This is a genomic window from uncultured Reyranella sp., from assembly GCF_945957355.1.
Classification (GTDB): Bacteria; Pseudomonadota; Alphaproteobacteria; order Reyranellales; family Reyranellaceae; genus Reyranella.
Genome location: NZ_CAMFKM010000004.1, coordinates 43,783 through 68,761 on the forward strand (window position 1 = coordinate 43,783; position 24,979 = coordinate 68,761).

Below are 24,979 nucleotides of genomic sequence, written 5' to 3' on the forward strand. Positions count from 1 at the left end.
GTTAATCCATATTACGAACCTCATTTCAGACCTGAAGATCATCATGTACTCCACGGACCCTGCGACCCGCTTCCTCTCATGGTGGCCCGCGGCCCTGATCGGCCTCGCCACGCTCCTGAACAGCCTCGCTGAAAGCGTCCAGACGCTCCTGACTTAGAGTCTTCCGGGCGGGATTGAATCAGTCGACCGTTCCAACATCGACCTCACCCTGAGGAGCGAACGCAGTGAGCGTCTCGAAGGGTGGGCACGAGCACCGCGTCTGTTGCCCCTCCTTCGAGACACCGCGCTTCGCGCGGCTCCTCAGGATGAGGTAAGTGCAATTCATTTCCGGCCAACCTCTCAAGATGAGGTGAATGGCTCGAAGCGAGACGGAAGGCCTCTAACGCAGTCGAACGACCACGCCGCGCTCGGCCTCGCGGCGCCTCAGTTCGCGGCGCAGGATCTTGCCGGTCGTCGTGAGGGGCAGTTCCGGCACGAATTCGACCTCGCGCGGATATTCGTGCGCGGCCAGCCGGGTCTTCACGAAGCCCGCCAGGTCGGCCTTGAGCGAGTCGGTGGGCGCGATCTCGGGCCTGAGCTGGACGAAGGCCTTCACGATCTCCGTGCGCAGCCGGTCGGGTACGCCCACGACCCCGACCATCGCCACCGCGGGATGCTTCATCAGGCATTCCTCGATCTCACCCGGTCCGATGCGGTAGCCGCCCGAGGTAATGACGTCGTCGTCGCGGCTCTTGAAGAAGACGTAGCCGTCCTGGTCGATGGTGCCGAGGTCGCCCGTCAGCAGCCAGTCGCCGGCATACTTGCGCTCGGTGGCTTCCGGGTTGCGCCAGTATTCGAGCATGACGATCGGGTCGTGCCGCCAGCCCGCGATCTGGCCTTCCTGGCCGGGCGGCAGGACGTTGCCGTCGCCATCGACGATCGCGACCCTGCGGCCGGGGCAGGCGCGGCCGCAGGAGCCGGGGCGGACCTCGAACCAGTCGGGTGAGTTCAGCAGCATCAGGTTCATCTCGGTCTGGCCGTAGCCCTCCGAGATCGTCGTGCCGAACGTGTCGCGGCCCCAGCTCAGCAGCTCCTCGCCCATGGCCTCGCCGCCGGTCGAGATCGCGCGGATGTCGTAGCTCCAGCGGTCCCGCGGCTTGTGGACCTGCCGCATCATCTTGAGCGCGGTCGGCGGGATGAAGCTCACGCCGACATGGTGCTTGGCCAGCATGGCGAAGGCACGCTCGGGATCGAACTTGGCGAAGCGATGGGCCAGCACCGGCGTGCCGTAGTACCAGGCGGGGAACAGCGCGTCGTAGAGCCCGGCGATCCAGGCCCATTCGGCCGGGGTCCACATCACCTCGTTACCGCGCGGCCAGTGGCCCAGCCACTGCTCCACGGCGGGAATGCAGCCCAGCATCATGCGATGGGCGTGCAGCGCGCCCTTGGGCTGGCCCGTCGTGCCGGACGTGTAGATCAGCAGCGCGGGATCCTCGGCTGCCGTGTCGACGGTGGCGAAGCGGTCGGAGGCGGCGCCCAGCAGCCGGTCCCAGTCGAGGAAGGCGCTGCCATGGGCGCCGGCGCCGATCACGATGATGGTCTTGAGGTGGGGCAGGCGGTCGCGCACGGCCAGCAGCTTCGGCAGCTGGCTCATGTCGGTGATGACGGCCGAGGCCTCCGCATTGGCCAGCCGGTATTCGATCGCCTCCTCGCCGAACAGCGTGAACAGCGGCAGCACGACCGCGCCCATGCGATAGCCGGCGAGATGGCAGAGCGTCAGCTCCGCACCCTGGCTCAGGAACACGGCGACGCGATCGCCTTTGCCGATGCCGCGCGCGACCAGCGCATTGGCGAGGCGCGAGCTGGCGGCAAGGAGCTGGCCGAAGGTCCAGTTGCGCACCGAGCCGTCGGCATTCTCGACGATCATCGCCAGCGTGTCGGGCGCGTGGCGCTCGCAGACGGCGCGTCCGATGTTGAACCGCTGGGGAGCGGGCCAGCGGAACCGCTTCATGGCGTCGTCGTAGGAAAGACCGCGAGGGATCATGCCGAAAGGTACCTCCGTCAGCGATTTACGCGTTGCACGACGCGGCCGGCCAGCAGTTCCTGCGGCGTCGGCGTCCAGATTTCGTCGGAGGGCGTGTCGATCACGCGCTGCGCGAACTCGGGCGTGACTCCGCTTGAGACCAGGAAGCGCCGCATGTCGCGGTTGCTTTCGTACAGGTCGTTCGGGCCCATGCCGGGAAAGCTGCCCTGGTGGAAACCGAGGCGTCCGGTGGCGGAGATCGAGCGATCGTTGCCGCCGAGGAAGGCGATGGTGCAGGCGGAAGCGCAGCCGGTGTCGACACGCGTTGCAAGCTTGCGGTTGCGGATCATGCGGTTGATCTCGAAGGCGGTGCCGATGCGCCCGCCCGGACCGGCCAGGACGACGCGACGGATCGAGGGATGCCTGTCCAGCGCCTGCCGCACGGCGGCGGCGCTGCCGGTGCCGTAGGCGCCTTCGACGCTCAGCGCCGTACCGTCGGGACTGACGCTGACGGCGAGCGTGTCGAGGGCCTCGTCACCGGTATAGATCGCCCAGAGTTCGCCGACCGACGGCACGGCCCGCTCGTAGAGGAGGCCGCCGATGCCGGCGATCGACAGCGCCGCGGCCACGAAGATGCCGAGGGCGATCGGCACGGGGGCGCGCCGTCGCGCGGCGATCGCGATCAGGCAGACCTGCACGAAGGCGAAGGCGGACGCGGCCAGGCAGAGCAGGGCGGGGCCGAGGACATGCAGCAGCGTCACCTCGCCGGAACCGAAGACGGCGAGGGTGATGCTGCCGAAGCCGACCAGCAACGCCATCGCCGCCCACACGCCGCGATAGTAGAGAGTGAGATCGAACGGCGCGGCGCCATCGCGCCACAGCGGCACGCCCAGCGCCTCGAGATGGTCGACCATGCGGGCGAGCTTGCCGGTGCGGATGCGCCTTGCACCTTCGCGGTAACCGAGCGACGTCGCCAGGCCCGTCGGCACGGCGCCGTCCCTCAGGCGCACCTCGCGCAGGCCGATGGCACGCGCCGTCATTTCGGCGAAAGCGATCAGCACGCGTGCGGTCTCGTGGCGTTCGCCGTCGGACACGGTTGCCAGGGGGCCGACGGCGAGATGGTCGGAGGCCTGCTCGAGCTGCACGGCGCCGAGGAGTGCGGTCTCGCCGTCGATCACGAAGATCGCTCGCGTATCGCTGGTCGAGGCGACGGGCGGCAGGCTGGGGAAAAGTCGCGCGATGCCCTCGGCATCGGCAGCAGTGGCGCGGCGAACGGCGCCCACGGAGACCCAAGCCTGAGAAGACACGCTGACTTTCCACTCCCTGAGGCCGCTTTCATGGCCGGTGGCCGGACTGTATGCTGCGGCACTTCTCGCGGAGCGTCCACATGTCACCCGACGATCATGCCTACCCGCCGGTAGGCCGCGCCAAGCTGCACGAGTCCGGCACGACGACTGTTCCGTCGGTGTGCCCGCACGATTGCACGAGTACCTGCGCGCTGGATGTCGAGAGGCTGAGCAACACCAGGATCGGCCGTATTCGCGGCTCGATGCGCAACGACTACACCGCGGGCGTGATCTGCGAGAAGGTCGCGCGCTACGCCGAGCGGATCCACCATCCCGACCGCCTGATGAAGCCGCTGCGCCGGGTCGGGCCGAAGGGCTCGAAGCAGTTCGCCGAGATCTCGTGGTCGGACGCGCTCGACATCGTGGCCGAGCAGTTCATCGCCAAGGCGCGCCAGCACGGCAGCGAGACGATCTGGCCGTATTACTATGCCGGCACGATGGGCCTGGTGCAGCGCGACGGCATCAACCGCCTGCGCCATGCGATGAAGTATTCGCGCTATTTCTCGACCATCTGCGTGACCCTGTCCGACACGGGCTGGATTGCCGGCGTCGGTGCCAAGCGTGGCGCCGATGTGCGCGAGATCGACGAGCATGCCGAGCTGGTGGTGATCTGGGGCGGCAATCCCGTGAACACCCAGGTCAACGTCATGACCCACGCGATGAAGGCGAAGAAGCGCGGCGCCAAGCTCGTCGTGGTCGATCCCTATCGCACCGGCACCGCCGACCAGGCCGACATTCATCTCGCGGTGCGTCCCGGCACCGATGGTGCGCTGGCGGTCGGTGTGATGCATGTCCTCTTCAAGGAGGGCTATGCCGACTGGGATTACCTGCGGAAGTACACCGACGCGCCGGACGAGCTGGCCGCGCATGTGGCGTCGCGCACGCCGGAATGGGCGTCGAGGATCACCGGGCTTTCCGTCGAGGAGATCGTGGCGTTCGCGCGCCTTTACGGGCAGAGCAAGGCCTCTTTCATCCGCTGCCATCACGGCTTCAGCCGCAGCCGCAACGGGGCGGCCAACATGCATGCCGTGACCTGCCTGCCGGCGGTCACCGGTGCGTGGCAGTACAAGGGCGGCGGCGCCCTCTACGGCCACACCGGCATGTACCCGATCAACAAGACGCTGATCGAAGGGCTCGACGTGGTCGATCCGTCGATCCGCGATCTCGACCAGTCGCGCCTCGGGCCGATCCTGACCAACGATGCCGCGGCACTGAAGAACGGCCCGCCGGTCACCGGCATGCTGATCCAGAACACCAATCCGGCCATGGTCTGTCCGGAACTCGAGCTCGTGCACAAGGGCTTCAAGCGCGAGGACCTCTTCAGCTGCGTGCACGAGCAGTTCATGACGGAGACGGCGGCCTTCGCCGACATCGTGCTGCCGGCCACCATGTTCCTCGAACATGACGACTTTTACACAGCCAGCGGCCACACTTTCTTCCAGGTGACCAAGGCGGTGATTGACGCGCCGGGCGAGTGCCGCGAGAACCACTTCGTGATTTCTGAACTCGCCAAGCGCCTGGGTGCCCAGCACCGCGGCTTCGACATGACGCCATGGGAGATCATGGACGAAACGCTCAAGGTCTCGGGCATGTGGGATGCCGAGACCAACTGGCAGAAGGGCGGCCAGGACTTCCACCTTGGCTTCGAGACGTCGCACTTCCTCGACGGCTTCGCCTGGCCCGACAAGAAGTTCCGCTTCAAGCCCGACTGGGCGGCCTATGGCGGGCGCGGCAAGGAAATGCCGGTCCTGCCCGACCATTTCGACGTGATCGACAATGCCACCGACGACAAGCCGTTCCGGCTGGTCGCGGCACCGGCGCGCACCTTCCTCAACTCGACCTTCACCGAGACGCCCAGTTCGCAGAAGCGCGAGGTCCGGCCGACGGCGCTGATGAATCCCGACGACTGCCTCGCGATGGGCATCGTGGAGGGGGATCGTCTCGAGATCGGCAACGAACGCGGAAAGACGGTGGTCAATGCCAAGCCGCGCAATGGCCAGCAGAAGGGTGTCGTCGTGGTCGAGGGCATCTGGCCCAACCGCAATTTCGAGACCGGCATCGGCATCAATGCGCTGACCTCCGCCGATCCTGGCTGGCCCAATGGCGGCGCGGTGTTCCACGACACCGCCGTCTGGATCCGCAAAGCCTCGTGAGCGAGGGATTCCAACCAGCGCCCAATCCGAGCATCGCCCAGACACAGGCTCCTCGGATCGAGGGCCGTGGCCACGTCCTCGTGATCGGCAACGAGAAGGGCGGCTCGGGCAAGTCGACGACGGCGCTGCACATCGCCGTGTCGCTGATGAGGGATGGCGCGCGGGTGGCGACGCTCGACCTCGATGCCCGGCAGGGAACGCTCAGCCGCTACATCGAGAACCGCGCGGCCTACGCCGCGAAGAAGGGCATCGACCTGCCGATGCCGCTGCACACGCCGGTGATGATCTCGACCCTGAACGATCGCCGCGAGGCCGAGGCGGACGAGCGCGCCCGGCTGGCGGCTGCGCTCGAACCGGCGGTCGGCGCGGCCGACTTCGTGATCATCGATACGCCGGGCAGTGACACCCATCTCAGCCGGCTGGCCCACACCTGGGCCGATACCTTGCTGACGCCGCTGAACGACAGCTTCATCGACCTCGATCTCTTGGCCCGGGTCGATCCCGACACGCTGAAGATCGTGCGGCCGTCGATCTATGCGGAAGCGGTCTGGAAGCAGCGCCAGATACGCGCCATCGAGGGCGGCCGGCCGGTCGACTGGATCGTGATGCGCAACCGCCTGTCTTCGCTGGCGGCACGTAACAAGCGCGACATGGGCAATGTGATCGAGGCGCTGGCCAAGCGCATCGGGTTCCGGGTCGCCGCGGGTCTCAGCGAGCGCGTGATCTACAAGGAGCTTTTCCTGATGGGGCTCACGCTGCTCGACCTGAAGCGCAGCGGCGGCGCCGGGCCGTCGTTGACCTTGAGCCATGTTGCCGCGCGCCAGGAAGTACGCGACCTCGTCATGGCGCTCAACCTGCCGGGGGTCGCTCCTGCAGAAGCGGACGCGCCCGCGACAGAAGAAGCCACAGAAGCCCCGCCGCTTGCAGGATGAACAGCAGGCCGAACGACCAGGAGTAACCGTCGGGTGAATAGCCCGTCGCGGTGCGCGGCCACAGGTCGACGACCTTTCCGATGGCCCACTGACCGCCGAAGATCACCGTGAAGACCACGAAGTTGGAACTGGTGCTGACCCGTCCTGCATATTGCGGCGGGAAGGAGCGCGCCAGCAGCGGCATGTACTGGATCGGATAGGCGCCGAGGAAGCCGAACAGGAGCCAGGCCGCGACCGGGTAGAAGGACGGCAGGAAGGCGAGCCAGGCGCAGACCAGGGTGAAGAGCGCACTGACGAGGTTGGCCGAGGCGAAATCGCTGACGCCGATGCGGCGGAAGGCGCCGGCCAGCACGCCGCTCAGCGCGAAGCCCGCGGTCATCACCGCCGTCGTGTAGAGCTGGATGTCGGCCCGGGTCTCGTTGCTGGCGAAGCCGCCGACGTCGCGCAGCCAGGGGCCGATCCACAGGGTGATCGCGGCGATGAAGGCCATCTGCTGGAAGGTGAGCAGCGGCTGGATGCGCCAGAAGAAGCCGTTGGTCAGCACGATGCCGGTGATGCGGAACTGGTCGCGCAGCGTTCCCGGGGCCTTCGGCGTGCCGCGCTCCGGCACGACGGTGAACAGGATCGCGGAGACGACCAGGCAGAGCCCCGCCAGCCAGAAGAACAGGCCCTGCCAGCTGATGATCGAGAGCGACCATTGGATCGGCAGGGTCGCGGCCATCGAGCCCAGGCCGCCCGCCATCATGTGGAAGCCGGTGATCAGCCCCCAGCGCTCGGGCGGATACCAGAGCGTGATCGCCTTGATGGCGGCCATCAGACCGCCGGCGAAGCCTAGGCCGATCAGCACGCGGGCCACGATCAGCTCGCCGAGCGACAGGCTGAGGCCGAACAGCGCCGAGCCCACCGCCGCCATCGCCAGCAGCAACGCCTGCACGCGGCGCGGCCCGTAGCGGTCGAGCATGACGCCCAAGATCGGCTGGCAGCCGGCGAAGAACAGGAAGAAGGCCGAGGTGAGGAGGCCGAGGTCGCCTGCGCTGATTCCGACATCCCGCTCGAGATACGGGAAGATCACCGCGTTCACGCCGCGGAAAATGTAGGAGAGGAAATAGGCCAGCGCGAACGGAACGAAGACGCGCAGCAGCAGCGTGGCGAAGGAGGGGGCGTTTCCGGTCATGCTTCAATGTTGGCGCGAACGCGCGGCTGCACCATATTGAACGCACCGCAGAGGGTCAAAGGACATGGCCGAGGATCGCGCCGGAGATCGCAACGTCCCGTCTACCGCAGGTGCGAATGCGGTCGATGCCTTCGTGCGCGAAGTGGGCAATCTGCCGGCCGAGCGCCGGCCGGGCGGACGCGGCCGCCTGCTGTTCGCCATGGATGCGACAGCGAGCCGCGAACCGACCTGGGATCATGCCTGCGCCATCCAGGGGGAGATGTTCGTGGCCGCCGATGCGCTGGGCGGTCTCGACGTTCGGCTCGCCTTCTATCGCGGCTTCGAGGAATTCAAGGTCAGCAAGTGGACGTCCGACGGCCGCGAACTCGCCCGTCTGATGAGCAGCGTGCGGTGCGCGGCCGGCCGTACCCAGATCGCGCGGCTGCTGCGGTACGCCGGCGAGCAGCGCCGCGAGAGCCGTCTCGATGCGGTGATCTTCGTCGGCGACTGCTGCGAGGAGGATGTCGACGCCGTGGGCCACGAGGCGGGCCAGCTCGGCCTCCTCGGCCTGCCGGTCTTCGTGTTCCAGGAAGGCGAGGACCGCACGGCGTCTCGGCTGTTTCCCCAGATCGCCAAGCTGACGCGCGGGGCCTACTGCAAGTTCGACCGGTCGAGCCCTGACCAGCTCAAGCGCCTGCTCGGCGCGGTCGCCGCCTATGCCGCCGGTGGCCGCTCCGCGTTGCTCAAGTACGGCAAGGACCAGGGCGGCATCGCGGCCCTTCTGACAAACCAGATGAAATGAGCAAGGACCTGCCGGCTGCCGTCGAGCGTTTCTTCGACGAGGAGATCCTGCCGCGCCATCGCGAATGGGCGGCTCATGTGTCGGCGCGGAAGGGCATCCCTCCGTTCATGGCGGATCTGAAGGCGAAGGCGCGCGCCGAGGGCCTCTGGAACCTCGGCCTGCCGGACCGGATGAGCAATCGCGCCTTTGCGCCGATCGCCGAAATCATGGGGCGCCTGCCGTGGGCACCCGAAGTGTTCAATGCCCAGGCGCCGGACGTGCCGAACATGATCATGCTCCAGCATGCGGCAACCGCCGACCAGAAGAAGCGATGGCTGGAGCCGCTGCTCGAAGGACGTGTGCGCTCGGCCTTCGGCATGACCGAGCCCGACGTCGCCTCGTCCGACGCCACCAACATCGCCACGACGTTGAGGCGCGAGGGCGACGAGTGGGTCGTGAACGGCCGCAAGTGGTACATCACGGGCGGCGCGCATCCCGACTGCGCGTTCGTGATCGTGATGGGTGTGTCGCGTCCGGAGGCGCCGCGCACCGGCCGGCATTCCTGCGTGATCGTTCCGATGCCGTCGCCCGGACTGCGGGTCGTGCGCGAGCTGCGTTTTCTCGGCTGGGAGGACAGTATCGCGCCCATCGCCGAGCTGGACTTCAGGAACGTCCGCGTGCCGGCGGAGAACCTGCTGGGCGAGGAGGGCGAGGGCTTCGCCGCGGCGCAGGTGCGGCTGGGACCGGCGCGCCTGCACCACTGTATGCGCGCGATCGGCACCTGCGAGGTCCTGGTCGAACTCATGATGGCCCGCGCCGCCGAGCGCCGGACCTTCGGCCGCGCGGTGATCGACTATGACTCGGCGCAGCAGGCGATCGCGCGCTCCCGCATCGAGATCGAGCAGGCCCGCCTGCTGGTGTTGCGCACCGCCGAGCGGCTCGACAGCGACGGCCACCAGGCCGTGTGGCGTGATGTCTCGATGGTCAAGGTCGCGGTGCCGGAGACGGCGCAGCGCATTGCCGACCGCGCGATGCAGCTGTTCGGGGCGATGGGCGGCAGCGACGATGCGCCGATCCATCGTGCGTTTGCCGTCGCACGCATGCTGCGCATCGCCGATGGGCCGGACGAAGTCCACCTGCGGCAGATATTCCGGCAGGAAAGGCCGGCCCGCTGGACCGTCTCGGACTCGCCCTATATTACGCCGGGCGATGACTGAGAGCGGCCGCAAGCGCATCTATGCGATCGTATTCGGCCTGATCCTGACGGGGGTCACGCTCGCGGGCCTCGAACTGCTGGCGTCGCTGGAGGCGCCGGCCTGGCCCGCTCGGGCCTTGCGTTCGACGCCGCCGGTCAACGTGCAATCGACCGACTTTACCGGGCTGGCCGACAAGCCCTGGATCTTCGAGCCGTACAACTCCTGGGGGATGCGCGACAAGGAACGCAGCGTCGGCAAACCGGCGGGTGGCGGCTTCCGCAGCGTCTTCATCGGCGACAGCTACCTCGAGTTCCAGCTCACGCGTCTCACGCTGCCGGGCGAGGTCGAGCGGCGCTTCGTCGAGGCCGGGCAACCGAAGGCCGAGATGATCAACCTCGGCATCTCCGCGACCGGCCCGCGCAGCTACTACTACCGCCTGCGCGACGTGGCCTTCGCCCTGTCGCCCGACGCGCTCGCTGTGTTCTTCTTCTCGGGCAACGATTTTCTCTTCGACGGGCAGGGTTATGGGCAGGGGATCCTGCCCCGTCTGGTCGACGAAGCGCCGGGCGGCTCGATCCTCGGCAATGTCATGCCGAACGCCAACTGGGTCCTGGTCAACCGTCTGCGCCTGTCGGAGATGCTGACGACCAACAAGCCGGTGCCGCAGGAGTTCGACACGCTGGCCACGATCGCCCGTCTGCCGCCGGCCGAGCGCACGCCGGCCCTCGCGAGGCACATAAAGCGCTACTACTACCCCGACCTGAGCGAACGGCAGATCGCGGCCATCTTCGGCCGCGACGGCGACGCCTTCTGGCAGGCCTACGCCTCAGGCAAGGCCGACGACGAGTCGCTGCAGGGCTGGCTCCTCAACCTCATGACCAAGGCCGAAATCGAGAAGTCTCCCTACTTCGAAGCCACGACGCGCGAGCAGGCGGCACGGCTGGTGAAGGACGGCGACATCAAGGCGACCTTGTCCTGGCTGGTGGCGATGGATCGTGCGGCCCGCGAGCGCGGCGTGCCGCTCGTCCTGTTCATCGTGCCGCCGGGCAGCGTCGATCCCGACTATGTCGAGTATTGGAAGCGCTGGCCGCGCTTCTACGCCTTCAACGTGATTGCCGACTACCGGCAGGACCGGCTCCTGGAAGCCTTGGGCAGGACCTCCATTCGCTACGTCGACCTGCGCAAGGACTTCGAGGGCGTGCGCGGCGCCTACCGCCGCAGCGACGCCCATTGGACGGACAAGGGCGTCGAGATCGCCGCCAGTCGCGTCTTCCAGGAACTGCGCCGGCTGGAACGGCGCTAGGGTCTTTCTGAACGAAGCAGAGTCATCTTCCTCCCCATTCAAATGTGGAGGTGGCGGCTCGCGGCTTGTAACCAAGCCGCCAGCCGACGGAGGGGTCATGGCATTGCGGCGCTTATGACCCCATCGCCCCGTGTGACGGGGCACTTCCCCATTTGAATGGGTAAGCAATTGAGGTGCGATGGCTCAATGTATGTCGGAAAGGCTCTAGGCGGCGCCCAGCAACCGCGCCGTCCAACTGCCCGGCAGGACCGACCCCAGCCAGACACCGGCCTTGGTGCCGATCGGGAAGGCGATGCGTGGCTTGTTGGCGGCGAGGCCGTCGCGGATGATCTTCGATGCCCGCGCCGCACTCATCATGAATGGCATCGGAAAGGGAGCCTCGGTGGTGATGCGGCTGACGACGAAGCCGGGACAGATGACGCTGACGCCGATGCCGTCCTTCTTGAGTACGTAACGGATGCTCTCGCCCCAGACGCGCACCGCCGCCTTGCTGGCATTGTAGGAGGCCGAGTAGGGCAGGCCGATGAAGCCCGCGAGGGACGAGACGATGCCGATCTGGCCGCGCTTGCGGGCCATCATCGGATGGAGCAGCGGCTCGACGGTGTTCAGCACGCCGTTGATATTGATGTCGAGCGTCTTGCGGATGATCGAGAAATCGTCGAGCGAGGAATTATCCTTGTCGATCGAGACGCCCGCATTGGCGAGTACGAGATCGACGGGATGCGCCTCGTCGAACGCGGTCAGCCAGGGCTGGAAGCGCTCGCGATCGGTGACGTCGATCGCATCCGCGACCACGGTGGCGCCCTTCGCGCGACAGGCGGCGGCCACCGTCTCGAGCCGCCCGACATCGCGCCCGGTCAGCGCCAGGGCCACGCCTGGAGCGGCGTAGTCGAGGGCCACCGCCTCGCCGATACCGCTCGATGCGCCGGTGAGTACGATGCTGGAGAAGGTCTTCATGCTCGAGCGCCCTCAATGTTGGGGTTTCGTGTGCCAGCCCCAGGCGCTGGCCATTTCATGCGCCATCCGGTTCGCCATCAGCGAGTAGCCGCGGCTGTCCATCAACTCCCGCTTGGGATGGATGTCGTCGCTGTAGATCGTTTCCTTCTCGTCCTTGAAGAGGTCGAGCAGGCTCCGGACCTCGATGTTGCGTTCCCGGAGGGTGAGAAGGCGCTGGACGATGTCGACATAACGCGGCCCGTAGCTGGTATCGGGCGTACCGCGGGCCTCCTCCGGAGTCAGGACCTTGTCGACGGCGGGGACGGGCTGCAGGAAGAACATCGACTTGATGCCGAAATCGCGAGCCGTGACGTCCATGATGCGGATGTACTTGGCATACTGCGCGATCTGCCAGTCCATGTAGACGGCGGGGGAGTCCGTGATGTCGGCAGGAAGGCTCGTCATGGCGGCGTAGGTCCTGGCACCGAAGCCATCGTTGTGGTCGGCTGGCTTCTGCTCCAGGGCCGAAGCGAGGAGATAGGCGGCATGCGAATGGCCGGTGAGGCCGGTTCCCAGCCAACCCGAGATCCGTCCCATGAACCAGCTCATGGCGAGGCTGGCGAAGCCGTCCTTCGCGACGATCGGGTTCACACCGAGATAGTTGACGGCCGGCATCTCGAATCGCCTGTTGAGGCCCGGCTTCATCAGGTACTGCTCGTTGTAGCCGTCGAGCGTGACCACCGCGTCGATGAAGTCGCCATAGATGGCCATCAGGATCAGCTGCTGCGGCTGTTTCCACGCGCCGACCCCGCCATTCAAGACCTGGAACGGCTTGCCGGTCGGGCTGATGTAGGACCGGTTGAGCTCCTCTTCGAGGAAGCTGCGCCGGCCGGGCTGGGCGAGCTGACCCAACTGCGAGGCGACGGAGCCACCAGCCAGGAGGATCACGTAACGCTCCGGATTGCGGACGACCGGGTATTCGTCGCCCAGTACCCCGATGTCGTTGGCGCTGGGGACGCCGCAGGGATCGTCTCGATGATGGACGAAAGCCAGATAGGGGTGCGGGAACATCGTGTCGATGTACCGGCAATTGCTGCCCCCGCTGCCGGTGATGTCCTGGATGTAGGTGTTGCGGGACGTGGCGAAGAGTTCCTTGGCCGGGATGTAGCGGCCATCGCGGATCGTCAACCACGCCGTCGAGAGGATCTCGAGCCCCGCCAGTGCCCCGACAAGGCCGATACACAGCGCGACAACCTTGAGGCCCGTTTGCCGTGGGGTAACCTTCTTCACCATGACGAACGATCGCCTCAATAGCCGATTGAATCGAAAAGCCGATCCACTTAAGGGTTAACAGTGCCCACGAAAAGGGCAGGGGGCAATTTGATCGCAAGTATGACGGGATACGCCCGGGCGCAAGGATCGGATGATCGGCGGCGCTGGGTCTGGGAAGCGCGCAGCGTCAACGGGCGAAATCTCGAGATCAGGTGTCGCGTCCCGCCCGGTTTCGACCGCCTGGAGAATCCGTCCAGGGTCGCCGTCGGCGGCAAGATGAAGCGCGGCAATGTCTCGCTTACCTTGACCATCACGAGCGAACGCCACGCCAAGCCGCTCGCCATAAATCGCGCGTTGCTGGCGGAGCTGGCGACGCTGGTCGATGAAGTGCGCCGGACGACCGGGGCGGCCGCTCCGTCCGCAGACGGGCTGTTGCGGGTACGCGGGGTGATCGAGGAAGAGGATGCCGGCGAGGAGACCGAGGAGTCGCTCGCCGTTCTGGACAGGGAGGTGCAGGCGACCCTCGACGAGGCGCTGAAGGCGCTCGTCGCGTCGCGTGCCGCCGAGGGCAAGGCGCTGGCCAGGGTGATCGAAGGCCACGTGGCGGAGATCGAGGGCCTGTGCGGCCGGGCGACGGAACGTGCGCTGGCACAAATCGGTATCGTCCGGGCGCGCTTCGAGGCGCAGCTAGCCGAACTGCTCGGCCGCGTGCCCGCGCTTTCGGAGGAACGGTTCGCCCAGGAAGTGGCGCTGCTGGTCGGCAAGGCCGACGTGCGCGAGGAACTCGACCGGCTGACCGCCCATATCGCGCAGGCGCGGACCCTGCTCGCCGACGCGCGTGCCGACAACCCGGTGGGCCGGAAGTTCGATTTCCTCTGCCAGGAGTTCAATCGCGAGGCCAACACGCTCTGCTCCAAGTCCGCGGACATCGAGCTGACGCGCATCGGCATCGATCTCAAGGGCGCCGTCGAGCGCATGCGGGAGCAGGTCCAGAATGTCGAATGAGGTGGATGCCGGCCAGATCCAGCGGCGCGGCCTGATGCTCGTCCTGTCGTCGCCCTCGGGCGCCGGCAAGACGACCCTGTCGCGGCAGCTCCTCGACAACGACAAGCAGATCCAGCTCAGCGTCTCGGCGACCACGCGCGCGCGCCGGTCGGGCGAAAAGGACGGCGTCGACTACCACTTCGTCGATACGGCCACCTTCAGCGGCATGATCGAACGCGGCGAGTTCCTCGAGCATGCGCGGGTGTTCGACCATTTCTACGGCACGCCGAGCGCGCCCGTGGAAGCCGCCTTGATGGCGGGCCGCGACGTTCTGTTCGATATCGACTGGCAGGGCACGCAGCAGCTGAAAGAGAAGGCCGGCGGCGATCTGGTGACGGTCTTCATTCTGCCGCCGTCGACGCGCGACCTCGAGCGGCGGTTGATCACCCGCGCCCAGGATTCGATGGAGATCGTGCAGAAGCGGATGGCCAAGGCCGCCGACGAGATGAGCCATTGGGCCGAGTACGACTACCAGATCATCAACCGCGACATCGCGACGAGCCTGATGGAACTCAAGTCGATCCTGACGGCCGAGCGGTTGAAGCGCGAGCGGCAGGTCGGCCTGTCGAACTTCGTCAAGGCGTTGCGCGAGGGGCGGTGACCGGCGCGCCGATGCCGGTCTGTCCCTGCGAGCGCAGGACGAGCTGGCTGGGCTGGTAGGGGCGGCCGGCGAATTCGGCGATCAGCCGGTCGCTGGCGCTCTCGATCGCGTCCTCGAGGCGGCGCATGAAGCTGTCCTTGTCGAGGCCTGGCTCGATCGCGGGCAGGAACTCCACAGCGGCCCGGCCGGCCTTCTTGCGCCAGTCGCGGCGGTTCCACAGGAGCCCCACCGAGGTGGCGACCGGCGTCACGGGCAGGCCGAGGTCGCGATAGAGATAATAGATGCCCGAGCGGTAGCGCTCGCGTTCACCCGGCTCCATCAGGTTGCCCTCGGGATAGATGGCGATGTGCCGGCGAGTGTCGTAGGCGCGCCGGGCGAACTGGGCGAGGTTCTCGCGCTCGCGGCCGCCGCCGCACGTATCCACGCGGATCATCTGGAGGCGGTACAGGATCGCGCCGATCAGCGGGTAGCGGAAGAGTTCCTGCATGGCGACGAACGCAATGCCGCGGATCTTCGCCGCGAGCAGGATGCCGTCGCTCTCGCTGTGGTGCTTGTTCGCCAGCAGCGCGGGGCCGTCGGAGGGAAGATGCTCCAGGCCACGGAACTCGATTTTCATGCCGCCGATCCAGCGCATGCCCGCCACGACCGCCCGCGCCCAGTGGAAGAGGAGGCCGCGCAGCAGGACCGGCGTGGGGATGGGGACCAGGACGATGCCGACAACCGCCACCAGCAGGGTGCCGACGTAGAAATAGATGTTGAAGGCCAGAGACCGGATCATAGGTCCGATATTAGTGAGTGCTCACTCATTGTCAAGCGCGCCTGCCAGCCGCACGAAATCGGCGACCGAGAGCTCCTCCGCCCGCGCCGTCGGCTGCAGTCCCAATCGCTCCAGGATGCCCACAGGGTCCGCGAAAACGCCCGCCAGGGAGCCCCGCAGCATCTTGCGGCGCTGACCGAAGGCGGCGGCGGTGACCCGCTCCAGCGGGCCCAGGTCGGCCAGGCGAGCCGCTGGGCGCCGGGGCGTCAGCCGCGCGACGGCCGATGTCACTTTCGGTGGCGGCACGAAGGCCGTCGGGGCGACGTCGAACAGCCGCCGAACCTCGCAGACATGCTGGGCGAGCACGGAGAGGCGGCCATAGTCCTTCGTCCGCGGTACGGCCACCAGGCGATCGACGACTTCCTTCTGGAACATCAGCACCATGTCGGCGATGTCGTTTGCGGCATGAAGCCAGCGCACCAGGAGTGCGGTCGATATGTTGTACGGCAGATTGGCGACGATCCGGCGGGGGGCCGCCCCGAGTTCCCGGGGCTCGACCTTCAGGGCATCGGCTTCCACCAGATCGAGCCGCCCGCCCGCTGCAGCCTGCAACTCGAGCAGGGGGCCGAAAGCCCGGGCATCGACCTCGATCGCAACGACGTGGCCGGCGCCTTCGAGCAGCAGTGCGCGGGTGAGGCCGCCAGGCCCCGGACCGATCTCGATCACGGTGCCTTCGCCGAGCGGCGCCGCGGCGCGGGCGATGCGGCGCGTCAGGTTGAGGTCGAGCAGGAAGTGCTGGCCGAAGCGCTTCTTCGCGTCGAGGCCGTGCGCCGCGATGGTCTCGCGCAGCGGCGGCAATGCCAGGACGCCGTCCATGCTCAATGGCGGCGCCGGCGCGCCATGTCGTCCGCCATGTCGATCGCCGCGAGCAGGCTCGTCGGATCGGCGCGGCCGGTGCCGGCGATGTCGAGTGCCGTGCCGTGATCGGGCGAGGTGCGTACGAACGGCAGGCCGAGCGTGACGTTGACCCCGCCGGCGAAGTCGATGGTCTTGATCGGGATCAGCGCCTGGTCGTGATACATGCACAGCGCCACGTCGTAGGCCGGCCGCGCCGCGGCATGGAACAGCGTGTCGGCCGGCGCCGGTCCGCTTGCCTCGATGCCCTCGCGGCGCAGGCTCTCGATGGCGGGCATGATGATGCGGCGCTCCTCGTCACCCATGGCGCCCTGTTCGCCGGCATGCGGGTTGAGGGCGGCCACAGCCAGCCGGGGACGGTCGATGCCGAACAGCGTCCGCAATCCCAAGGCCGCGATCCGGCCGGCGCGCACGATCGCGTCGCCGTCGAGGGTGCGCACGGCTTCGGCCAGCGACAGGTGGATGGTCACCGGGACCACCCGGAGCTGGGGGCAGGCCAGCATCATCGCAACGTCGACCCCTCCGGCGAGTTCGGCCAGGAATTCCGTGTGCCCGGGATGGCGGAACCCGGCGTCCTGCAGCGTCTTCTTCTGGATCGGGTTGGTGACGACTCCGGCGACGATGCCGCCCTGGGCAAACCGCACGGCCCGTTCGATCGCTTCGATGGTGGCCGGGGCGTTCGCGACATCCGGTCGGCCGGGCGTCGAAGGCGCCGCCAGACGAACCGGGAGCACCGGCAAGGCTTCGGAGAAAACGGAAGCGGCTTCCCCGGGCCCGGCGATCTCGCGCAGTGGCACGTCGATCCCGAGCTGGCGCGCCAGGCCGGCAAGGCGGCCCGGATCGTCGAGGACGAAGAAAGGACGGCTGCCGGAGCGGCGCGCCTGCCAGGCCTTGAGGCTGAGTTCGCCGCCGACGCCGGCCGGCTCGCCCATGGTGACGGCGAGCGGCGCCCCTGCGGTCATGGCCGGTCCGTCAGCCGCATCACGACTTGATGTCGATCGTGGCCTGCCGGCGAAGATCGCGCATGTACCGCCGTCCCGCCGCGTCGAGCTTCTGGATGAGGAGCTGTTGCGAGATGGCGTCGCGGGTCGGCAGGCCGTCTCCCCCGGCCTTGCTGCACAGGGCAACCACCTGCAGGCCTTCGGCGACGCGGAACGGGCCCGCGGTGCCGCCGATGGGGAGGCGCGGCAGCTGCTCGTACATCTGCGGATTGGCCGCGAGATCGCCGACCCTGACACCGTTGAGGTCGCCCGACGTGCTGCCCTTGACCTGGCGGGCCTGGACATGAAGATCGGTGCACTGGCGGACGCCCGACATCGCCTTCTGTGCATCGGCGGTCGCGCGGTTGATCTCTTCCGGCGACGCGTTGGGGGGCAGGGCGAGGGTCATCTGGACCAGGTTGAGCTTGACGTCGTCGGGCCGCGCCGCGGCGAACGGCCGGCGATCGACGACATAGAGGATGTGCCATCCGGATGCCGAACGGATCGGCTCGGAGAACGACCGCGGCTGCACTCTCTCGAGCGCTGCGTCGAGCGAGGGATCGAGCGCGCCCGGCAGGACCCAGCCCAGATCGCCGCCGGCCCCGGCGGAGGCACCCTGTGAGAATTGCTGCGCGACGGCGGCAAAGGGAGCGCCGCGGCGCAGCTGCTCCATGATCCGGTCGGCGCTTCGCTTGCCTTCCTCCACCGAATCGGCGCGGTCGACCGGCACGAAGATCTCGGCGACGCGGGTTTCGGTCTTGCCGACGTTCGAACGCATACGACTCAGCGCATCGTCGATCTCCGCCTCGGAGACGTCGACCTGGGCGCGGACCTTTCGCCGGATGATCTTGGCCCAGGCGATCTGCGCCTCGATCTGCTGCGTGGCGATGTCGGGAGCGACGCCGACGCTCTGCAGGTATTGCCGGAACTGGCCGCGACCCAGACCGGCGGCGCGCTCGATCTCGGCATAGCGGTTCTGAATCTCGGCTTCCGTGGGTTTGACGCCGAGCTTCTTCGAGTCCAGCACCTGGAGGCGCTCGTCGATCATCTGCCGCAGCATCTGGGGCGCCATGCGCTGGCGCAGGTCGGGACTGTCCTGCAGGCCCGACGTCTTGATGGCGAACAACACCCGCTGCGACAGGTCGAAGTCGGTGATGGCGTCGTCGTTGACGCGGGCGACCACGCGCAAGCCCTGGCCGGGCGCGGCGTTGGCAGCCGTTCCCTGGGCCGTCGGCCTTTGGGCGGACGCCGCAGCGGGCAGCAGCATGATCGTGAAGACGACGAGAGCGCGGGAGACTGGCGCGAACATTTCACCGACGGCGTTTGAGAGGGACGATCATTATATTTCCGCAGCAGGGTAGCTGCAATGCACGCCACTAAAGACAGAAAGTGGCAACACACAGGCACGCTTGACGCTTGGCGGTGGGTACGTTAGCCGAACGGTCGCATGTTGGGGGGCAAAATAGTTCAGGCATGAGAACGGCCCGCGGTTCGATCAGCGTTGCCGGCGCCTGGGAACGGGTTTGCTCGGGCGTTGGCTATCATCTCGACAATATGGGGCGCTGGCTGATTGTGCGGGCGCCGACGATCGGTGCTGCCTACGCGGCAATCCTGGCGCCAGGTACGCCCCGGCTCGAGCCGCGTCCTGGCTGGCGGTTCGCCGAGGAATATTACGACCAGCGACGCTGGCTGGCCTGCCGGCGCGGCGCCCTGTGGGAAGCGGCCCGTGAAAAGGAACTGGCGGTGCCGCTTACCGTGCGCTGGCACGGCGGCACCACGGTGGACGTGACGCTGGGCAACGACAACAGCCTCTGCCTCTATGTCTGTGGCTCCTTCGAACCCAACGAGTTCGCCTTCGTCGACCGCGTGCTGAAGCCCGGCATGGTATTCATCGATGTCGGTGCCAATGACGGCTACTACACGCTCTTTGCCGCCCGCCGCGTCGGCCCCTCGGGCCGGGTGATTGCCATCGAGCCGAGCTCGCGTGAGCGCGCGCACCTCCAGCGCAATCTCGGCCGCAACGGTCTCGACAACGTTCAGGTGGTCGCGGCGGCGCTCGGCGCCGAGGCAGGGTTCGTCGACCTTCATCTCGCCCATGGCGTTCATGCCGGCCACAACACGCTGGGCGACTTCGCCCATGACGACGTCGTGCGCGCGAGTTCGGAGCGGGTCACGCTGGACACGCTCGATGCGGTCGTGGCGAGGCATGGGCTGTCGCAGGTCGACATGGTCAAGATCGACGTCGAGGGGGGCGAGGCCGGCGTCGTGGCCGGCGCGCGCACTGTCCTGGCGACGGCGAGGCCGGTGCTCCTGATGGAGCTGAACGAGCGGGCGTTGCACGCGCAGGGCCAGAGCGCGGACGCCTTGCTGACCGTGCTTCGGGATGAGCTGAACTACCAGATCCTCACGTTTTCCCAGACCGGCGGCTGGCCCGAGTGCATCGTCGAGGGAGCGCCGTTGTCTCCGAACGTCGTGGCCGTGCCGAAAGAACGTGCTGAAACTCTGCTCAAAGCATAGGAACCCGCGCGCAACGCTTGCCGGGATTGAGGCCTGATGTTCCAGGACGTTCGAACTGCAGCGACGTTCATGGAAGCCTGGATGCGTGAGCAGGCCCTGCCTCTGTGGGCGACGTCAGGGTTCGACGCGGAAGCCGGACGTTTCGAAGAGGGACTGACATTCGAAAGTGAGCGGCGTCGGGAAGCGCCGATCCGGCTGCTCGTGCAGGCTCGGCAAATCTTCGTCTACGCCCTTGCGGAACGTCGCAATTGGCATTCGGGCTCGGACGCGCTCGCCGAACGCGCCTTCGCCGCGATGCGCAGAGACTATTTCCGTCCTGATGGCCGTGATGGATGGGTATTCTCGATGGCCCGGGACGGAAGCGTCGTCGATTCCACCCGTGACTTGTACGCGCACGCATTCGTACTCCTTGCGGTTGCTTCCTATGTGCAGCTGACCGGCAAGCGCGAAGGGCTGGCTCTCGCCCACGAAACGCTCGCCTTCCTGGACCGCGACATGACGGCCCCGCTGGGCGGCGGCTACGTCGAGGCTCTGCCCGCGCGGGAAGGGCCTCGCCGGCAGAATCCGCATATGCACCTGTTCGAGGCCATGCTCGCGCTCTGGGAGTGCTCGGGAGACCGCCTCTTTCTCGACAGGGCGGAGAAGCTGTTCGACCTCTTCGTCTCGAGATTCTTTCAGGGCGAACAGGGGGTGCTCCTGGAATATTTCGACGCGGCGCTGATGCCTGCCGCCGCCGTCGGTGCGATTGTCGAGCCGGGACACCACTTCGAATGGTGCTGGCTTCTGCGTCGCTACGAACAGGAGACGGGCGACCGCCGGGTGCCGGCGATCATCGACAGGCTGTACGAGCATGCAAATCGCAGTGGCTTCGACAGCGACCGCCTCATCGTCGACGAAGTGCGCCCTGACGGCACGACCGCGAAAGCGTCTCGCCGTTTATGGCCGATGACCGAAGCCATCAAATGCAACCTGGCCGAAGCGCGACGCGGACGACCGCAATCCCTAGAGAACGCGCTCGCACTGATCGAAGCGATGCATGACCGCTTCCTGGGCGGTGCGCCGCGAGGTGGGTGGATCGACCGGCTCGGCGAGGATGGATCGCGACTTGGCGACTTCATGCCCGCGACGAGCCTTTATCATCTCGCCGGAGCGGTCGACGAGGTCTCCCGGTTCGCCGCCGCCAGCAGGATCTAAAGCCATTCCGCCTCACTTCGAACCATTCACTTCATCCTGAGGAGCCGCGCTAAGCACGGCGTCTCGAAGGGTGAGGTCGATGTTGGAACGGTCGACTGATTCAATCCCGCCCGGAAAGACTCGAGCCGGCGCCGGCTACAGTCCCTGGTCCCTCTGCGAGACGATCGGATTCTGGACCGGCCACCAGATGTTCAGTGCCGGATCGTTCCAGATCAGCGTGAACTGGCCCGAACGATCGTAGTCGGTGGTCTGCTTGTAGTGGAAGATCGCCTGCTCGCTCATGACGACATGGCCATTGCCGAACTTCGGCGGCACCAGCACCTGAAGCCGGTTGCTCTCCGACAGGGTGAACGACGTCCACTTCCGGTATTGCGGGGACTGGGGATCGTTGTTGATCACGACCATGTAGAAGCTTCCCTGCAGGCAGGAGATGAGCTTCCACGTCTTGTCGTCGCCATGGATGCCCCGCAGCACATGCCGGCGCGACATCGAAATATCGTCCTGGATGAAATGCTGGTCGATCCCGGCCTCGCGGTAGAGGCGCTCGTTGTACGTCTCGACATACTGACCGCGGAAGTCCTCGAAGATCGTCGGCGGCTTGATCAACCGGACCGAGTCGAGGGGCGTCGCAAAGGTCTCCATGTGAATTCCCGTCGATTTCAGGATTGTGGCAGCGTTTCGAGCTGGCGGTAGACGATCGTCGATCCGGTGAAGTCGATCCCGGCCGGCACGTGAAGAAGATGGGAGAGAGCGGCCCGGACCTGCGGCTGTTTCTCAGGCGGCACGATGAACGCCATGAAACCCGCGCCGCCGGCCCCCAGGAGCTTGCCGCCACGCGCGCCCGCGGACAGGGCGGCCGCGTAGACGTCGTCGATGCTGGTCGTGGTGACACCGTCCGACAACTGGCGCTTGAGCTGCCAGGCTTCGTTCAGCATCTCCCCGAAGGACTCCAGATCACCCATGCGAAGCTGCTTCGCGGCAGGATCGACCATGGCGTGCATCCGCTGGAGATGTTTGCTCTTCGCGGCGAAATTGGAGACCAGCAGCTTCGCAATCGTCGAAGAGAGCCTGGTCGTGCCCGTGTAGAAGAGCAGCAGCCAGTCCTCGAGCTTCCGCTGGTTCTGGCCTGAAAGGTCCAGCGGAACCACGTCGATCGCGCCGTCCTTTCCAAAACTGATGACGTTCAGGCCACCATAGGCGCTGGCAACCTGATCCTGGCATCCGACCGTTTCCTGCAGGATGTCGCGCTCGAGGTGGATTGCGGCGTTGGCGAGATCGCGCTTGTTGATCGTCTGGCCGCGCATCGCATGGAGAACGTTGATCAGGCCCACGGAGAAGGAGGAACTCGAGCCGATGCCCGAGCGGGCCGGAAGATCGCCCTGATGATGGATTTCGACGCCCCGATCGTTGTCGAACTCCATGTACTGCAATCCCGCGCGAACTGCCGGATGCAGGATCTCCGAGATCGAGTTGACGGTCTCGATATGGGACCAGACCACCCTGTGACGCGTCGCGAAGAAGGGAGGCAGATGACGCCCGACGATGTAGCAGTACCTGTTGATGGCCATCGACAGCACGCTGCCGCCATGTTCCCGGTACCATTCGGGATAGTCCGTACCGCCGCCGAAGAACGACACGCGGTAGGGCGTTCTCGACATTGCCATCGACATGTTGTCGCTTGCCGGAGGGCGCTTCATTTCTTGGATGCTCTGTTGGGTTCTTCTGGCTATCGCGTCAGGAAGCGGTTGCCCTCGACGCCGATCCGCTGGCGCCAATAGTCGAGCAGGTCACGCATCGTCTGTTCGAAGGGGATTTCGGGCCGCCAGCCCGTGTGCTTCTCGAATTTCGAGGTATCCGGAACCTGGAGATCGGCGTCGATGGGACGAAGCCGGTCCGGATCGACCTCGACCTTGATGTCCGCGCGCTTCGGCGACAGCGCGATGAGGTGCTCGAGGATGTTTCCGACGGTGCAGGAATGGGTGCCGCCAATATTGTAGTAGGCGCCCGGGACCGGATCCTTCGTCACGAGGAGGTAGTAGGCGCGCACCGCGTCGCGCACGTCGGCCACTGTGCGCAGCGATTCCAGGTTGCCGACCTTGACCACCGGGGGAACCAGGCCGTGCTCGATCATCGCGATCTGCTTGGCGAAGGTCGACTCCGCGAACACGTCGCCGCGGCGCGGGCCGGTATGCGTGAACATGCGGGTGGTCATGACCTTCATGCCGTACGCCTCGGCATAGAAGCGACCGACAAGATCGGTCCCGACCTTGGAGATCGCATAGGGCGAGGCGGGGTGGAAGCTGCATTCCTCGGAGATCGGCAGCTTCTCCTTCGGCACCCGGCCGAAGACCTCGGACGATGCGCAGACATGGATGACCGCATCCGGCGCGGTCGTGCGCAGGGCATCGAGGATTCTCACCGTCCCGAGGATGTTGGTGTCCATCGTGTCGAGGGGGGAGTCGAAGCTGGTGCGGGGGAAACTCTGGGCGGCCAGGTGGAAGACGTAGTCCGGCTTCGCCGATTCGACGCAGCGCTGGATCGACAGGGTGTCGCGCAGGTCGCCGTAGACGAGCCGTACCCGGGAGCCCGAATTTATCGAGCCCACGACGGCGCTGAGATTGTCGAGGGGGCTTCGCCAGCGCAGAAGCCCGACGATTTCCCAGTCGGTGTGCTTGAGGATGTATTCGGCAAGGTGCGAGCCAACCATTCCCGTGATGCCCGTGATCAGGGCGCGCTTGGCCGACATCTTGAGGTGCCTTTCGCTTGGCATTCGATCTGTCCGGGCGCCCAAGCGCCCGGTCGGGGCCTCAATAGCCCGTCTCGCCGGTGAATGCGACCCCGGGATTGGCTCGCCCGGAGGCCGGGCCGGAGCTTGCCGTAGCCGCCGTCAGACCGGTTCCCAGGCCACCACGGAGAAGCACTCGTGGAACCGGCTGCCGAACTTCAGCCGTTGAACCTTCAGCAACCTGATGGTGCCGGCCTTTTCGAGCGCGCGCAGGTGCGGCAGGAGACCACTGAGGTACTTGCGCAGCCGATGGTACCGGATGGCCAGGGCATCGTGCGGCAGGTCGGCATCGTAGAGTTCCAGCATGGGCTCGACATGCACGACCCGCTGCGGCCGCTTCGCCAGGATGAAATCCAGGAAGGGGAGGAACCTGTCGCCGACCTGTTCGAGGGCGCACATGGTCAGCACGCTGCTGTTCGGGGCGAATTCGAAGCTGCTGTCGGGGGCGAAGAAATCGAACCGCTGCCCGGCGATCTTCATCCCGTGCTTCTCGCCCAGGAGATTGGCGATGGTTACCGCGGCGGGCGCCCAGTCGAGGGCGGTGATCGAGGTCTGTGGATAGAGCTTCGCATAGGCGGCCACGTTGAAGGCACTGCCGCTGCCGAACTCGTAGAGATGCGACGCATCCGCAAGGTAGGTTCGGAACAGCCAGTCCCGGAAGATCTCCAGGAAGGCGAGTTCGAACCGGTCCGTGACCCCCTCGATATAGGCTCCCTGCCAGCGCAGCAGGGCGGTGCCGCCCACGAACCGCGGGTTGAGAGCTTCCAACGCGTGTCCGGACCTGACGAAGTCGTCGAGATGGTCCTGCCACGCGTCGCGCCAGATCCCAGCGCGATGTTCGCCGACGACCGTGAAGCCGCGATCGATGTCCTCGGCCACCTTCGCCCGCGCGGCCGCCTGTGCATCCTCGTCGAGAGGCGAATACAGGAGGGGCGTCTTCTCCAGCAGTGCCTTGGTCCGCTCGTCCAGGCTTCCCGCCGGAAGTCCGACCGCGATTTCAAACTCTCTTTGGCCCAGGCGCTGATGCGGCGACATTCCCATTTTCCTGTCAGATCGTCCGTTCGGGCGCTTCCTTACCACGTCCGGCGACCCAATCGACCGAACTGTGCGAC

The 24,979-nt window shown here is 66.5% G+C and carries 22 protein-coding genes; 9 read left to right on the plus strand and 13 right to left on the minus strand.

Annotated elements, in window-relative coordinates; genetic code table 11:
- Window positions 1–379 precede the first annotated feature (379 nt).
- Window positions 380–2,023, minus strand: a complete 1,644-nt coding sequence (locus Q0Q48_RS08070; protein ID WP_295136429.1) for an AMP-binding protein — start codon at window positions 2,021–2,023, stop codon at window positions 380–382.
- 17 nt (window positions 2,024–2,040) lie between these two features.
- A complete protein-coding gene (locus Q0Q48_RS08075; protein ID WP_295136431.1) occupies window positions 2,041–3,309 on the minus strand; it encodes a hypothetical protein in 1,269 nt (422 codons plus the stop codon).
- A gap of 80 nt (window positions 3,310–3,389) precedes the next feature.
- On the opposite strand from Q0Q48_RS08075, the gene Q0Q48_RS08080 reads away from it, so the two are divergent.
- Entirely contained in the window at window positions 3,390–5,501 is a 2,112-nt protein-coding gene (locus Q0Q48_RS08080) for a molybdopterin oxidoreductase family protein (RefSeq protein ID WP_295136433.1), read from the plus strand.
- Complete coding sequence (locus Q0Q48_RS08085; RefSeq protein ID WP_295136435.1) at window positions 5,498–6,433, plus strand: division plane positioning ATPase MipZ; 936 nt, start codon at window positions 5,498–5,500, stop codon at window positions 6,431–6,433. Before Q0Q48_RS08080 ends, Q0Q48_RS08085 begins: the two co-directional genes overlap by 4 nt.
- Here Q0Q48_RS08085 and Q0Q48_RS08090 read toward each other — a convergent pair.
- Window positions 6,351–7,607: an MFS transporter gene (locus Q0Q48_RS08090; RefSeq protein WP_295136438.1), complete on the minus strand. Its 1,257-nt coding sequence runs from the start codon at window positions 7,605–7,607 to the stop codon at window positions 6,351–6,353. The genes Q0Q48_RS08085 and Q0Q48_RS08090 overlap by 83 nt on opposite strands.
- A gap of 64 nt (window positions 7,608–7,671) precedes the next feature.
- On the opposite strand from Q0Q48_RS08090, the gene Q0Q48_RS08095 reads away from it, so the two are divergent.
- Genes Q0Q48_RS08095 through Q0Q48_RS08105 form a run of 3 tightly spaced genes read left to right on the plus strand, consistent with a single transcriptional unit; the run spans window position 7,672 to window position 10,866 of the window.
- Window positions 7,672–8,388, plus strand: coding sequence for a VWA domain-containing protein (locus Q0Q48_RS08095; RefSeq protein ID WP_295136439.1), 717 nt, complete (start codon window positions 7,672–7,674; stop codon window positions 8,386–8,388).
- On the plus strand, window positions 8,385–9,584 hold the full coding sequence (locus tag Q0Q48_RS08100) for an acyl-CoA dehydrogenase family protein (RefSeq protein WP_295136441.1): 1,200 nt from the start codon (window positions 8,385–8,387) through the stop codon (window positions 9,582–9,584). The genes Q0Q48_RS08095 and Q0Q48_RS08100 overlap by 4 nt, the downstream gene beginning before the upstream one ends.
- Window positions 9,577–10,866: a hypothetical protein gene (locus Q0Q48_RS08105; protein WP_295136443.1), complete on the plus strand. Its 1,290-nt coding sequence runs from the start codon at window positions 9,577–9,579 to the stop codon at window positions 10,864–10,866. The genes Q0Q48_RS08100 and Q0Q48_RS08105 overlap by 8 nt, the downstream gene beginning before the upstream one ends.
- Window positions 10,867–11,070: 204 nt before the next feature.
- On the opposite strand, the gene Q0Q48_RS08110 is transcribed toward Q0Q48_RS08105, so the two are convergent.
- Window positions 11,071–11,823 (minus strand): SDR family NAD(P)-dependent oxidoreductase, encoded by a 753-nt coding sequence (locus Q0Q48_RS08110; RefSeq protein ID WP_295136445.1) that lies wholly within the window; start codon window positions 11,821–11,823, stop codon window positions 11,071–11,073.
- Between the two features lie 12 nt (window positions 11,824–11,835).
- The gene (locus Q0Q48_RS08115) at window positions 11,836–13,095 is read right to left on the minus strand and encodes a hypothetical protein (protein ID WP_295136447.1); all 1,260 of its coding nucleotides are present in this window, start codon (window positions 13,093–13,095) and stop codon (window positions 11,836–11,838) included.
- 99 nt (window positions 13,096–13,194) lie between these two features.
- Here Q0Q48_RS08115 and Q0Q48_RS08120 point away from each other — a divergent pair, with 99 nt between their 5' ends.
- Together Q0Q48_RS08120 and gmk are read left to right on the plus strand one after the other, a co-directional pair.
- Window positions 13,195–14,079, plus strand: coding sequence for a YicC/YloC family endoribonuclease (locus Q0Q48_RS08120; protein WP_295136449.1), 885 nt, complete (start codon window positions 13,195–13,197; stop codon window positions 14,077–14,079).
- The gene (gene gmk / locus Q0Q48_RS08125; protein WP_295136451.1) at window positions 14,069–14,719 is read left to right on the plus strand and encodes a guanylate kinase; all 651 of its coding nucleotides are present in this window, start codon (window positions 14,069–14,071) and stop codon (window positions 14,717–14,719) included. The genes Q0Q48_RS08120 and gmk overlap by 11 nt, the downstream gene beginning before the upstream one ends.
- Here the strand turns inward: gmk and Q0Q48_RS08130 are convergent.
- The 4 genes from Q0Q48_RS08130 to Q0Q48_RS08145 are packed head-to-tail and all read right to left on the minus strand — an operon-like array spanning window position 14,694 to window position 18,680.
- Window positions 14,694–15,497, minus strand: a complete 804-nt coding sequence (locus tag Q0Q48_RS08130; RefSeq protein WP_295136453.1) for a lysophospholipid acyltransferase family protein — start codon at window positions 15,495–15,497, stop codon at window positions 14,694–14,696. The two genes, gmk and Q0Q48_RS08130, sit on opposite strands and share 26 nt — an antisense overlap.
- A 21-nt stretch (window positions 15,498–15,518) precedes the next feature.
- Window positions 15,519–16,352, minus strand: a complete 834-nt coding sequence (rsmA, locus tag Q0Q48_RS08135; RefSeq protein ID WP_295136455.1) for a 16S rRNA (adenine(1518)-N(6)/adenine(1519)-N(6))-dimethyltransferase RsmA — start codon at window positions 16,350–16,352, stop codon at window positions 15,519–15,521.
- Window positions 16,353–16,354: 2 nt separating this feature from the next.
- Window positions 16,355–17,353 (minus strand): 4-hydroxythreonine-4-phosphate dehydrogenase PdxA, encoded by a 999-nt coding sequence (pdxA, locus tag Q0Q48_RS08140; protein WP_295136457.1) that lies wholly within the window; start codon window positions 17,351–17,353, stop codon window positions 16,355–16,357.
- A gap of 19 nt (window positions 17,354–17,372) precedes the next feature.
- The gene (locus tag Q0Q48_RS08145) at window positions 17,373–18,680 is read right to left on the minus strand and encodes a peptidylprolyl isomerase (protein WP_295136459.1); all 1,308 of its coding nucleotides are present in this window, start codon (window positions 18,678–18,680) and stop codon (window positions 17,373–17,375) included.
- A 164-nt stretch (window positions 18,681–18,844) separates the two neighbouring features.
- On the opposite strand from Q0Q48_RS08145, the gene Q0Q48_RS08150 reads away from it, so the two are divergent.
- Entirely contained in the window at window positions 18,845–19,888 is a 1,044-nt protein-coding gene (locus Q0Q48_RS08150; protein ID WP_295136461.1) for an FkbM family methyltransferase, read from the plus strand.
- A 36-nt stretch (window positions 19,889–19,924) separates the two neighbouring features.
- Window positions 19,925–21,082, plus strand: a complete 1,158-nt coding sequence (locus Q0Q48_RS08155; RefSeq protein WP_295136463.1) for an AGE family epimerase/isomerase — start codon at window positions 19,925–19,927, stop codon at window positions 21,080–21,082.
- A gap of 135 nt (window positions 21,083–21,217) precedes the next feature.
- Here Q0Q48_RS08155 and rfbC read toward each other — a convergent pair whose 3' ends face one another.
- From rfbC to Q0Q48_RS08175, 4 genes are all read right to left on the minus strand, one after another.
- Window positions 21,218–21,724 (minus strand): dTDP-4-dehydrorhamnose 3,5-epimerase, encoded by a 507-nt coding sequence (rfbC, locus tag Q0Q48_RS08160; RefSeq protein WP_295136465.1) that lies wholly within the window; start codon window positions 21,722–21,724, stop codon window positions 21,218–21,220.
- Window positions 21,725–21,741: 17 nt separating this feature from the next.
- Window positions 21,742–22,746, minus strand: a complete 1,005-nt coding sequence (locus Q0Q48_RS08165; protein ID WP_295136466.1) for a hypothetical protein — start codon at window positions 22,744–22,746, stop codon at window positions 21,742–21,744.
- Between the two features lie 62 nt (window positions 22,747–22,808).
- Window positions 22,809–23,852, minus strand: coding sequence for a GDP-mannose 4,6-dehydratase (locus tag Q0Q48_RS08170; protein WP_295136468.1), 1,044 nt, complete (start codon window positions 23,850–23,852; stop codon window positions 22,809–22,811).
- Window positions 23,853–23,969: 117 nt separating this feature from the next.
- A complete protein-coding gene (locus Q0Q48_RS08175; protein WP_295136471.1) occupies window positions 23,970–24,902 on the minus strand; it encodes a class I SAM-dependent methyltransferase in 933 nt (310 codons plus the stop codon).
- Window positions 24,903–24,979 lie beyond the last annotated feature (77 nt).

Coding starts and splice junctions, on each gene's coding strand:
- Q0Q48_RS08070 (WP_295136429.1), bottom strand. CDS start 2,023: ATGATCCCTCGCGGTCTTTCCTACGACGACGCCATGAAGCGGTTCCGC.
- Q0Q48_RS08080 (WP_295136433.1), top strand. CDS start 3,390: ATGTCACCCGACGATCATGCCTACCCGCCGGTAGGCCGCGCCAAGCTG.
- Q0Q48_RS08090 (WP_295136438.1), bottom strand. CDS start 7,607: ATGACCGGAAACGCCCCCTCCTTCGCCACGCTGCTGCTGCGCGTCTTC.
- Q0Q48_RS08095 (WP_295136439.1), top strand. CDS start 7,672: ATGGCCGAGGATCGCGCCGGAGATCGCAACGTCCCGTCTACCGCAGGT.
- Q0Q48_RS08100 (WP_295136441.1), top strand. CDS start 8,385: ATGAGCAAGGACCTGCCGGCTGCCGTCGAGCGTTTCTTCGACGAGGAG.
- Q0Q48_RS08105 (WP_295136443.1), top strand. CDS start 9,577: ATGACTGAGAGCGGCCGCAAGCGCATCTATGCGATCGTATTCGGCCTG.
- Q0Q48_RS08110 (WP_295136445.1), bottom strand. CDS start 11,823: ATGAAGACCTTCTCCAGCATCGTACTCACCGGCGCATCGAGCGGTATC.
- Q0Q48_RS08115 (WP_295136447.1), bottom strand. CDS start 13,095: ATGGTGAAGAAGGTTACCCCACGGCAAACGGGCCTCAAGGTTGTCGCG.
- Q0Q48_RS08120 (WP_295136449.1), top strand. CDS start 13,195: ATGACGGGATACGCCCGGGCGCAAGGATCGGATGATCGGCGGCGCTGG.
- gmk (WP_295136451.1), top strand. CDS start 14,069: ATGTCGAATGAGGTGGATGCCGGCCAGATCCAGCGGCGCGGCCTGATG.
- Q0Q48_RS08130 (WP_295136453.1), bottom strand. CDS start 15,497: ATGATCCGGTCTCTGGCCTTCAACATCTATTTCTACGTCGGCACCCTG.
- rsmA (WP_295136455.1), bottom strand. CDS start 16,352: ATGGACGGCGTCCTGGCATTGCCGCCGCTGCGCGAGACCATCGCGGCG.
- pdxA (WP_295136457.1), bottom strand. CDS start 17,353: ATGACCGCAGGGGCGCCGCTCGCCGTCACCATGGGCGAGCCGGCCGGC.
- Q0Q48_RS08145 (WP_295136459.1), bottom strand. CDS start 18,680: ATGTTCGCGCCAGTCTCCCGCGCTCTCGTCGTCTTCACGATCATGCTG.
- Q0Q48_RS08150 (WP_295136461.1), top strand. CDS start 18,845: ATGAGAACGGCCCGCGGTTCGATCAGCGTTGCCGGCGCCTGGGAACGG.
- Q0Q48_RS08155 (WP_295136463.1), top strand. CDS start 19,925: ATGTTCCAGGACGTTCGAACTGCAGCGACGTTCATGGAAGCCTGGATG.
- rfbC (WP_295136465.1), bottom strand. CDS start 21,724: ATGGAGACCTTTGCGACGCCCCTCGACTCGGTCCGGTTGATCAAGCCG.
- Q0Q48_RS08165 (WP_295136466.1), bottom strand. CDS start 22,746: ATGGCAATGTCGAGAACGCCCTACCGCGTGTCGTTCTTCGGCGGCGGT.
- Q0Q48_RS08170 (WP_295136468.1), bottom strand. CDS start 23,852: ATGCCAAGCGAAAGGCACCTCAAGATGTCGGCCAAGCGCGCCCTGATC.
- Q0Q48_RS08175 (WP_295136471.1), bottom strand. CDS start 24,902: ATGTCGCCGCATCAGCGCCTGGGCCAAAGAGAGTTTGAAATCGCGGTC.